The organism is Mesorhizobium sp. ORS 3428 (genome assembly GCF_001854785.1).
Taxonomy (GTDB): domain Bacteria; phylum Pseudomonadota; class Alphaproteobacteria; order Rhizobiales; family Rhizobiaceae; genus Mesorhizobium.
Map to the genome: position 1 here is coordinate 1 of NZ_MDFL01000012.1, position 10097 is coordinate 10097.

General features: G+C 61.7%; 9 protein-coding genes. 4 read left to right on the top strand and 5 right to left on the bottom strand.

What is annotated here, in order from left to right:
• Window positions 1-181: 181 nt before the first annotated feature.
• The 4 genes from ORS3428_RS03805 to ORS3428_RS03820 form a co-directional block, all read right to left on the bottom strand.
• Window positions 182-1933 (bottom strand): phospholipase D-like domain-containing protein, encoded by a 1752-nt coding sequence (locus tag ORS3428_RS03805; RefSeq protein WP_071094725.1) that lies wholly within the window; start codon window positions 1931-1933, stop codon window positions 182-184.
• Window positions 1934-2569: 636 nt separating this feature from the next.
• On the bottom strand, window positions 2570-3304 hold the full coding sequence (msrA, locus tag ORS3428_RS03810) for a peptide-methionine (S)-S-oxide reductase MsrA (protein ID WP_071094727.1): 735 nt from the start codon (window positions 3302-3304) through the stop codon (window positions 2570-2572).
• 231 nt (window positions 3305-3535) lie between these two features.
• Window positions 3536-3793, bottom strand: coding sequence for a hypothetical protein (locus ORS3428_RS03815; RefSeq protein ID WP_071094729.1), 258 nt, complete (start codon window positions 3791-3793; stop codon window positions 3536-3538).
• 85 nt (window positions 3794-3878) lie between these two features.
• Entirely contained in the window at window positions 3879-4586 is a 708-nt protein-coding gene (locus ORS3428_RS03820; protein WP_071094731.1) for a DUF1223 domain-containing protein, read from the bottom strand.
• 299 nt (window positions 4587-4885) lie between these two features.
• On the opposite strand from ORS3428_RS03820, the gene lepA reads away from it, so the two are divergent.
• The gene (lepA, locus tag ORS3428_RS03825; protein WP_071094734.1) at window positions 4886-6691 is read left to right on the top strand and encodes a translation elongation factor 4; all 1806 of its coding nucleotides are present in this window, start codon (window positions 4886-4888) and stop codon (window positions 6689-6691) included.
• Window positions 6692-6718: 27 nt separating this feature from the next.
• Here lepA and ORS3428_RS03830 read toward each other — a convergent pair whose 3' ends face one another.
• The gene (locus tag ORS3428_RS03830; protein ID WP_083354977.1) at window positions 6719-8467 is read right to left on the bottom strand and encodes an AAA family ATPase; all 1749 of its coding nucleotides are present in this window, start codon (window positions 8465-8467) and stop codon (window positions 6719-6721) included.
• A 252-nt stretch (window positions 8468-8719) separates the two neighbouring features.
• Here ORS3428_RS03830 and ORS3428_RS33460 point away from each other — a divergent pair, with 252 nt between their 5' ends.
• From ORS3428_RS33460 to ORS3428_RS03845, 3 genes are all read left to right on the top strand, one after another.
• Window positions 8720-9232: a hypothetical protein gene (locus ORS3428_RS33460; RefSeq protein ID WP_071094738.1), complete on the top strand. Its 513-nt coding sequence runs from the start codon at window positions 8720-8722 to the stop codon at window positions 9230-9232.
• Window positions 9233-9242: 10 nt separating this feature from the next.
• Window positions 9243-9752 (top strand): hypothetical protein, encoded by a 510-nt coding sequence (locus tag ORS3428_RS03840; protein ID WP_071094741.1) that lies wholly within the window; start codon window positions 9243-9245, stop codon window positions 9750-9752.
• Window positions 9753-9851: 99 nt separating this feature from the next.
• The coding region (locus ORS3428_RS03845; RefSeq protein WP_071094743.1) for an endonuclease domain-containing protein at window positions 9852-10097 on the top strand (246 nt) is incomplete at its 3' end.

Consider the following 10097-nt stretch of genomic DNA (forward strand, 5'->3'; position numbering starts at 1 on the left):
CAAGGCGACGGATCTCACCTACGATTGAGCGCGTTTTTCTCCCCGTCACTACACGGGGAGAAATGCCCGGCAGGCAATGTGAGGCGGTGCCAGCCTGTCAAGCAAAGCGTTAGCAGCACCCTTGAAACTATGCTCGCTCGCGGCCCGTGGTGTATGTGACTGCAAATGCCGGTGCCGCCGCTTATCCGCCTGCCGGCACCTTCTCTCCGTGAACGGGGAGAAGGTGGCTGCTCTGCGGTTGGGTCCAGAAGGCGATCTCCTGCGCCTTGGTTCGCAGCTCCGTCTTCAGCCAGGCGTCGTCGTCGTCCAGATAGCTCCATGGCGTCTTGCCCTGCGCCTGCATCTCGCGGATGTAGGAGCGGTAGCGGTAATGGCTGTAGACCGACATCGCATAGGTCGCATAGGCGGCCGCGAGTTTCCTGTGGCCGCGGATGATCACCAGGTTCTCGTCATTGGCCTTGCTCGCCGGCGCCGAGAAATTGTGGCTGCCGGTCACCACCACGCAGTCGTCGGAATGCGGGTCTGTGACCAGGATCTTCGAGTGCACGATGGCGTGGCCGATCTGCGACAGGAACTCGCGCCGGTTGACCTCCGCGATCCACGGCCCGAGCGGCGCGTCGAGGCCCTGCGGCTGCGCCACCGCGTAGCGGTCGGGCTTGAACGTGCGGTCGCTGCTGACGAGGTCGATGTCGAGGAAATTCTGGTCGGTGCCGCCCTCGTCTTCGCTGAGCGTGCTCACCACGCCGCGCACATACATGCCCTCTTCGCCGGCGCGCTGGCCGGCCAGCGTGTGCAGGCCCTGCTTGCCCGGCGTGAACATCAGGAACAGCACCGCCTGCCTGGYCGACATGATGACGTCGCGCAGTGCCTGCATGTCGGCCCCGTCCGAGGTGCGCGTGAACCACACCGTCGCTTTGGCGCCGCCGACGGAAAACGTCTTCGGCGTATCGTTGTCCGCCATCAGCGCTGTCGTGAAATTGGCCGGATCGGTCTTCGGCGGCGAGGCGTCCTTCAAGAGGTCCCAGTGCCTGCGGAAATGCCCGGCCACCTCCTTATCCTCAATCAGCAGGCCGTTATTGACCTGCGTGCACAGCCCCGTCGTGCTCCAGTTGGTGCTGCCCGTCCACACCATGGTGGGCTCGCCGCCCTGTGACACCACGACGAATTTGTTGTGGCCGAGGCCCTTCGATTTCAGCATCCGGTCGATCGTCGGGATGCCGTGGTCGTTGAGGTTCTTGCGCGCCGCCTTGTTGCCGTCCCCCGTCTTGTCCGAGCCGTTGGCGAGGATGAGGTTGAGGCGCGGCCCGAGCCCGATCAGCGCCGTCTCCAGCGTCGCGTCGCCGAGCTCGTAGAGCGCGGCGTGCAGCTCGTCGCCCGCGACCTGCGTCAGCCCGACCATGCGCAGGCCGAGGTCGCCCTCAAGGAAGGCGCGGAACTTGGCGTCGCCATTGGTCTGCAGGCTCTTCTTGAAGGCCGCCGGCGTCAGCTTGTTCTTGGCCATGTAGCGGGCGACGAATTGCGACAGCACCAGCCCGCGGTTGAAGAAGCAGGAGAAGCCGCCGCCGGCATCGGTGGAAAGCGTCTTCCATTCCGTCCAGTCGCTGGTGACGCCCTTGGTCAGCGGCCTGCCGGCGCCGGCGCTCATCATCGCGGTCACCCGGTAACGCACGACATTGCCGACATCGGCCGCATGGTCGGTCCAGTTGAAACGCTGGAACGGCCACACATCCGACGGCCTGTGGTCACCCGATTTCGGCTTGTCCTTGGCAAAGCCGACGCGGTTCTCGACCGGCTCGATCTTTTCCGTAACGCCGACCTTGCGGCCGCGCTCCAGCAGGAAGCCGCGGCATCCGGGGATGAATTCGCTCGGCGCCCAGGCGACGAAGGCGTCGTCGCCGTTGGTGTAGACGGAAACCTTGATGCTGACGGCCATATGTCATTCCTCCCGATGCAGGCCAACAAGAATCGCTGCCGGAAACAGGGTTCCGGATCGGCTGAAGCAGAAAATCAGAAAGAGGACGGCAACGATTATGTGGCGGCAGAACGTGCTCTGTCAATGTTTTGCAGCGTCAAGTATAATTCTATGAACTGCTTCACAGTGTGCTCCGTTTGCCAGCAAAACAAAGGCGAATGGCTTTGCGAACCATCCGCCCCAATTTTCAGACCGGGCTGAGCAATTCCAGGAAAAGTGCGAGCGGCTAGGTTGCCGTTTGTCGGCGGGCAGGATTTTCAGCGTTCCTTTCCGTGAAATCGGCGCAAACGCCGGGGGTTGGCGGAAGCCCCAGCCTCGGCATTCCAGGGCGGAGCAGTCGCGAAGCGGCGTCGCGGAGACCCTGGAATCCATTCCATGACCTTGATCAAAGGCTGCAGCGGAGCAGAATTCTGCACCGCAGCACCGCTCGAAAGTCGCGGCATGATCCTCGGGTCTGCGCTGCGTCGCRGCGCTCCTTGCTCCGCCCGTGGATGACGACGAGTGGGCGTTTCGGCCAATCGCCAAGGCATGCCACCTGCCAACGCAGACATTACCCGACGGTCGAAATCCCCCTGCTATGAAACCAGCCGGCCTTCGTCAGCTCTTGCTCGACGCCAGCACCAGCACCGGCTTCTCGCTGTAGAGCTTCGGGAACAGCGCCTTCAGGTTCTCGATCTTCGGCAGGTCGTTGTAGACGATATAGGGATAGGTCGGGTTCAGCGTCAGGAAATCCTGATGGTAGTCCTCGGCCGGATAGAAGGTCTTGCCGGTCTCCAGCGTCGTCACGATCGGCTTGCCGAACACCTTCGCCTTGTTGAGCTGGGCGATGTAGCTCTCGGYGACCTGCTTCTGCTCCGCATTCTCGGCGAAGATCGTCGAGCGGTACTGCGTCCCCTGGTCCGGCCCCTGGTAGTTGAGCTCGGTCGGATTGTGCGCGACCGARAAATAGACCTGCAGGAGCTGGCCGTAGGTCACCTTCGACGGGTCGTAGGTGATCTCGACCGACTCCGCATGGCCGGTGCGGCCGGTGCCGACAACTTCATAGACGGCGTTTTCGGCACTGYCGCCGGTATAGCCGGAAACGGCCTTGCTCACGCCCTTCACATGCTGGAACACGCCCTGCATGCCCCAGAAGCAGCCGCCGGCGAAGATCGCCTTCTCCGTGCCGCTTGCAGCCTTCTCGTCCAAAGCGGGCGGCGGGATCACCACTGCGTCCTCGGCCGAGCGGGCCGGCGTCTGCCAGAAGGCGGCGGCCGCGGCCGTCAGCACGAGCGCCGCGAGCGGAGCCAAGTATGGCGATCGCCGCGCGGCCTTTTTGTCGATGCCGGTCATGTCTGATCTCCTTGGTCACATTTTAAAACTATACGACGGAAGCCGCAGCAAGTTTCTCACTTTGCCGTGCGGCGGGCGTTGGTGGGGCTCCCCCTCATCCGGCCCTTCGGGCCACCAAGGGGAGAAGGTGCTGGCGCCGGCGCTGATAGCCTCCTCTCCCCAGCGGGGAGAGGTCAGCCGAGCGAAGCGGRGGCTGGGTGAGGGGGCGTGCGRCACGGGTCAGCCAATGACCTACTGCGCCGGAGCCATCGCGTCGGCCGGCTTCATGGCATCCGTCGCCGGCTTCATGGCGTCGGCGGGTTTCATCGCCTGCGTCGCCATCGCGGCAGGCTTCATCGCATCGGCCGGTTTCATCGCATTCGTGGCCGGCTTCATGGTGGCGGTTGCCATCGCAGTGGCGGGCTTCATGGCCGCGTCGTCGGCGCGGGCGCCGGCGGCGAAAGCCGTGGTTGCGAGCGCAAGCGCGAGCGCCGGCAGGAATTTGGTCATGGTGGTCTCCTTTGGGGTTGTGGCGCGCGATGCGAGCCCGTTGGTGCGCCGCCGCTTGCCGCGACTTGGYGCGGAAAAAGGATGATCAGTTCGCCGCCGCGGCGAGGATCGGCCCGCCGCCGGGGCTCTGCACGAGAACGGCTGTGCTGAGGCCGCCGCCGRCCGCGGGCAGCGGCAGCGTCGTGGCCTGGCCGTTCCAGCGGCCCAGCCTCTCCAGCGAACGGACGACATTGGCATGCGGCAGCGTGCGGCCGGTGTTTTCGCCGCGCGCCACCGGCACCTCGATGACGCCTCGGCGGTAGCGCACCAGCCAGACATCGGCCGCGCCGCCGGGCGCCGTGCCGGCGCCGATGCTCACCTTGCCTTGCCCGAGCGAAAGCGCCGGGCCCTTGGCGTGCGGGCTTGCCGAAATCAGCCGCTCGATCTCGCCGGGCTTGGCGCCGACCGCATCGGCGCTGCCGTTCACCACCACCTGCGGCGTGAACGGCCCGTCATGGCCGAGCGCCGGCTCGTAGCTGACCTGGCGCTCTGTGAACTCCTGCCGGGCGAACGTGTCCTTCCAGCCGAGATAATCCCAGTAGGTGACGTTGAAGGACAGCGCCAGCACGCCGGGCTGGTCCTTCACCTTGATCAGATTGGCATTGGCCGGCGGGCAGGATGAGCAGCCCTGGCTGGTGAACAGCTCGACCACGGTCAGCGGCTGCGCAGCCGCCGTGCCGGTCGCCGCGGCAAGCGCGATCAAGGCAGCGCCGGCGAGCGACAGCGTGCCAGCTTTTCCATTGCGTCGAGTCATGGGAAGAAGTCTCCGTTGCGGCGGGCAATGCTCCCATTTCGCCGCCGCGGAAAACTTCGTTACAGCTTCACCGGTTTGTGATTGAAGCGCCGGCCCTTCCCTTCTCCCCTTGTGGGAGAAGGTGGCTCGGCGCACAGCGCCGAGACGGATGAGGGGTGTTCCAGGGATCGCCGACGTCTCATTTCTTCCAGCACCCCTCATCCGTCGCCTTCGGCGACACCTTCTCCCACAAGGGGAGAAGGGAAAGGCTCCACCCCCACCGCTTGCCCCTGCAACCCGCCCCTGCTAAAGCGCGCCGCATGATGACGCCCCTAGACCACATCCGCAATTYCTCCATCGTCGCCCATATCGACCATGGCAAATCCACGCTTGCCGACCGGCTGATCCAGCTCACCGGCGCGCTGGAGGAGCGCGACATGAAGGAGCAGGTGCTGGACTCGATGGATATCGAGCGCGAGCGCGGCATCACCATCAAGGCCCAGACGGTGAGGCTCAACTACCGCGCCAGGAATGGCGAGGACTATGTGCTGAACCTCATCGACACGCCCGGCCATGTCGACTTCGCCTATGAGGTGTCGCGCTCGCTCGCCGCCTGCGAGGGGTCGCTGCTGGTGGTCGACGCGTCCCAGGGCGTCGAGGCGCAGACGCTCGCCAATGTCTACCAGRCCATCGACAACAACCACGAGATCGTCGTGGTGCTGAACAAGGTCGACCTGCCGGCCGCCGAGCCGGAGCGCATCCGCGAGCAGGTGGAGGAGGTGATCGGCCTCGACGCCTCCAACGCCGTGCAGATCTCGGCCAAGACCGGCCTCGGCGTGCCGGACGTGCTGGAGGCGATCGTCCACCAGCTGCCGCCGCCGCGTGAGGGCGACATCAACGCGCCGCTGAAAGCCATGCTGGTCGACAGCTGGTACGACGCCTATCTCGGCGTCATCGTTCTGGTGCGCATCATCGACGGCGTGATGAAGAAGGGCCAGACCATCCGCATGATGGGCACCGGYGCCAAATATCTCGTCGAGCGCACCGGCGTCTTCAGGCCGGCCCGCGTCAATGTCGACGAACTCGGCCCCGGCGAGTTCGGCTTCTTCACCGGCTCAATCAAGGAAGTGGCCGACACCCGCGTCGGCGACACCATCACCGAGGACCGCCGCCCGACGGCGACGGCGCTTCCCGGCTTCAAGCCGGCGCAGCCGGTGGTGTTCTGCGGCCTGTTCCCGGTCGATGCCGCCGATTTCGAGGATCTGCGCGCCGCCGTCGGCAAGCTGCGCCTCAACGACGCCTCCTTCTCTTATGAGATGGAAACCTCGGCCGCGCTCGGCTTCGGCTTCCGCTGCGGCTTCCTGGGGCTGCTGCATCTGGAGATCATCCAGGAGYGGCTGGAGCGCGAGTTCAACCTCGACCTCATYGCCACAGCACCCAGCGTCGTCTACCGCATGAACCTCATCGACGGCACGACCAAGGAACTGCACAACCCGGCCGACATGCCCGACGTGGTCAAGATCGCCTCGATCGAGGAGYCGTGGATCCGCGCCACCATTCTCACCCCCGACGACTATCTCGGCGGTATCCTAAAACTCTGCCAGGACAGGCGCGGCATCCAGGCCGACCTCTCCTATGTCGGCAAGCGCGCCATGCTCACCTACGACCTGCCGCTCAACGAGGTGGTGTTCGACTTCTACGACCGGCTGAAGTCGATCTCCAAGGGCTACGCCTCCTTCGACTATCACCTGACCAACTACCGCGAGGGCGACTTGGTGAAGATGTCGATCCTGGTCAATGACGAGCCAGTCGACGCGCTGTCCATGCTGGTGCACCGCTCGGCCGCCGAAAAGCGTGGCCGCGCCATGTGCGAGAAGCTGAAGGAGCTGATTCCGCAGCACCTGTTCAAGATCCCGATCCAGGCGGCCATAGGCGGCCGCATCATCGCCCGCGAGACCGTCTCGGCGCTCAGGAAGGACGTCACCGCCAAATGCTACGGCGGCGACGTGACCCGCAAGCGCAAGCTCCTTGACAAGCAGAAAGAGGGCAAGAAGCGGATGCGCCAGTTCGGCAAGGTGGATATTCCGCAGGAAGCGTTCATCCAGGCGCTGAAGATGGGGGATTGAGAAGCCGGTTGGCGAGCGGAGCGCTTGCTACCCCTCAGCGAAGTATCGATTTACCTCTGTGATCATGTCACAGAATTCCGCATCGAATTCCGATGCGTGGAATTCGTCCAAAACCTGAAATAACGAGATAGATATCCCGTAGGCTTCGTCAAGCGCCCGATTATAAGCGGAAAAAAACTCTTTCCCGGAAATCCGACAGCTAAATCCCCGAGTCGTCCAATCTTTATCGAATTCGCTCTTAGCCAACTTCAGGATAGTCTGGGTATCCCTCCCATCTCGTTTAAGCTGATAGTACTTGCTTGTCGAAGATTGCACGTTAATGAGGCAATCCTCACGTAGCTCCAAAGAAATAGAAGACAAGGTATCGTCGACCCAAGCATCATCTATAATTTTCTCTTTCTTTTTAGCTGCTTTCTGCGTAGCCCTGTAGATCGCATCGCGAGCGATGACATAGTTCTCTATCTCTTTGCGTCGGAGGACATGACAGAAGACCCCCGACCTTCTGAGCTTCTGCTCATGGCCTTCGATTTCCTCCAAGCATCGATAATCTCTATCAAAGATCGCGGCGATCTTTGGTTGAATTCCAAAAAGTTCTTGAAAGGCCCAAGGCAAATTGCCGACCCGAGGCCATTGTTCGTACCCACCTATCTTGAGCAGCATCGTGTCAGGATCGCTAAATACCCCATCGGGAAGCAGCATTTGCTCGAACCTGCGATAGATGGAGCGATCGTTTCCCTCGAACGCTATTATTCTTTTAGCCCTGGAAAGACGGGCAAAGTCAGCGTTCTCAGAGGAGCCCAATAGCGCATGTGCGCTTCGGTAGCCTTCTTCGGTGGTGATCCGCTTTCCAGTCTGAAATTCCGATCTCACTAGAACGACATCGCCCGAGTTGGCTTCGTTCATGATCTCTGCCGAATGAGTGGCCAGAAAAATCTGAGAGAATCTCTTTTTGGCGATACCGTAAAGTCTTCTCTGTAGGTCAGCGTGAAGGTATACGTCTGGCTCGTCCAGAACGAGGATGTCTCCTCCCGATCCTCGAAGAAAATGGRTCATGATCTGCATCCACGCCTGAAATCCAAATCCTGATAAATAGATTTCTCTTGGATACCCATTCTCAAGGTAAATCATCTCAAGCGTCGATGGCACTCCAACAATTACCTTCGGCTTCTGAACCTCGATATCTTTCCAGTTACCCTCTACCAGCGCCGAGAATTCCTGAAATTCGCCGTGGCTCTTCTGCCGCCAGATATTCCTAAAATTTCGCGCGGCAAGTCGAGTGTGTTCGACGCTTCTAACGTAGTCGGGATCGTTCGGTTTCTCCGTTTCCTCAAATTGACCCAGCGTTGGAACGACAATTATGGATTCTGGAAAGCAATCTCTGAAGTAGGCCTTTGTGCTCTTTGCTCTCTTATCTGATTGTATGAAAACGATTGGTTGGCGGTCAACATTCAGTATAAGGTGAAGAGCGGATCCATTGTCGTGAAATATCGAAATCTTAACGTCGTCCTCTGAATCGTTTGTCGGTATGTTTGCAATGGGCAGGCAGAAATTCTTATTAGTCATTTCGTATGTTGCGCAAACGCCATACGGATTCTGCGTCTTCAGGACCGGGAGTCTGTATTCCGCATAGCGGGCGACGTCCGCGAACAGCCGAAGAGCGTCGAGTACAGAGGACTTTCCAGCGTTGTTTGGACCTACAAAGATATTTCGCTCTTTGCAGGTAACGCGGAATTTGGAGTGCTTTCTAAAGTTTTCGAACTCGATTCGTCTTAGAATTTAAACCTCCTCTCGCCAAATGCCGTCCTAGGTTGGATTTTTACACGATTCTGCCAGAGTCGTAACGGTGTCGCACACCTCCTTTCGTTCCTTGCCGTCCGCCATCGAGTCCGCATCGACCCAAATCCGCTATATTCCTTCGGCAGGACGCTTTTGATATTTCAGTTCGTGGTCCCAGTTCACTTGCTAGGTGTCCTCCCTTCACCATCCCCCCACCTCGTTGTATCCTCTCCCTGCTTGGGGAGACATCACATGCGCTCCACCTCGGACACCATCGCCGCGATCGGCCTCGCCATCGGCGGCGCATTGGGCTTGGCGGGCACTTTCGTTTCCAGCGATGCGCTGCGCGAGACGCTGTGGACCATCGACGGCGTGGCGATTGTCGTCGCGGCGGCGCTGCTCACCCTGAAATACCAGCGGCTGGGCAATGACCTCGTCGCGGCCGGCTTCCTCACCTTCCTTGCCGGCGAGGCCCTGCTTCTGGCCGGCAACGCGGCAGGCCTGCAGGCCAGCGTGCCTTGCTATGTCGGCGGCATTGCGCTCTGGGCGGCGGGGCTGGTCATGGTCAGCGCCCAAAACACCTTCGCGCTCTGGATGCGGCTCACCGCTTTCGTGTCGGCCGTGCTCTTCGTCGCCTCGGCGGCGATGATCCTGTGGGGCGCGCCGCTTCTGCCCACTTCCGCGCCCTTGTCCGCCGCCGGCTATCCGTTCCTGGTCCTCACCTTCATCGGCTGGATCTGGACGGTGCTGAAATCGGAACGGTGAGCAGGCGAAAATGGCCGCGCCGCTGGAAATCCGCAACAGCCCCACCGGCAAGATTTTTCCGGCCTTCGGGCCGTTCCTGATCGGCGGCATCTTCGCCTTCGGCGCGCTGCAAGGCTTAGCCTCGGGGGCGAGCGGCGGCAACGTGCTGTGGATCGCGCTGCTCAGCGCCGCCTGTCTCGGCCTCGGTGCCTTTATCGCGCGCGGCGCCTTCGACACTTCGGTCAAGGTCACCCTTGACAGCCAAGGCTTCCGCGATGCTCGCGCCGGCGAYGTGCTGGTACCCTGGAACAAGGTGATGAGCGTGCACCTCGCCTCCGGCGGCAAGGGCGCGGCGATGCTYAATTTCGAGCTCACCGAGGAGCCGCCCGACRCCATCAAATACGCGGCCGCCAACGCCTTCGGCCTGATGCCCTTCGGCAAGACTACCGTGCACATGGAGATCTCCTCGCTCGACATCCAGGGCCAGGACATGATTGAGGCGGTGAAGAAATTCGCGCCGCATGTGGTGGTGAGGAGCTGACCCTTCCTTCCCCCCTTGTGGGGGAAGGTGGATCGGCGCGCAGCGCCGAGACGGATGAGGGGTGTTTGACGGAGCTCCGACAACGGCTAGTTTCGCTCCATGCCGCATCAGCCTGTAGCCTCAACCAAACGGGATTTCGCTCGCCGGATGCGCCGGGAGTCGACAGAAGCGGAGAGCCGCCTGTGGCAGGAGTTGCGCGGCCGCCGCCTCGACAAGATCAAGTTCCGTCGGCAGATGCCAGTGGGCAGATTCATTGCCGACTTCGTCTGCGCCGAGGCTCGACTTATCATCGAAATCGACGGCAGCCAACATGCGGACTCGACCCACGACAAGCAGCGCGACGCC

What these genes read in the sequence shown, in the direction of transcription:
- ORS3428_RS03815 (WP_071094729.1), bottom strand. Translation starts at nt 3,793, where the DNA reads ATGACCAAATTCCTGCCGGCGCTCGCGCTTGCGCTCGCAACCACGGCT.
- ORS3428_RS33460 (WP_071094738.1), top strand. Translation starts at nt 8,720, where the DNA reads ATGCGCTCCACCTCGGACACCATCGCCGCGATCGGCCTCGCCATCGGC.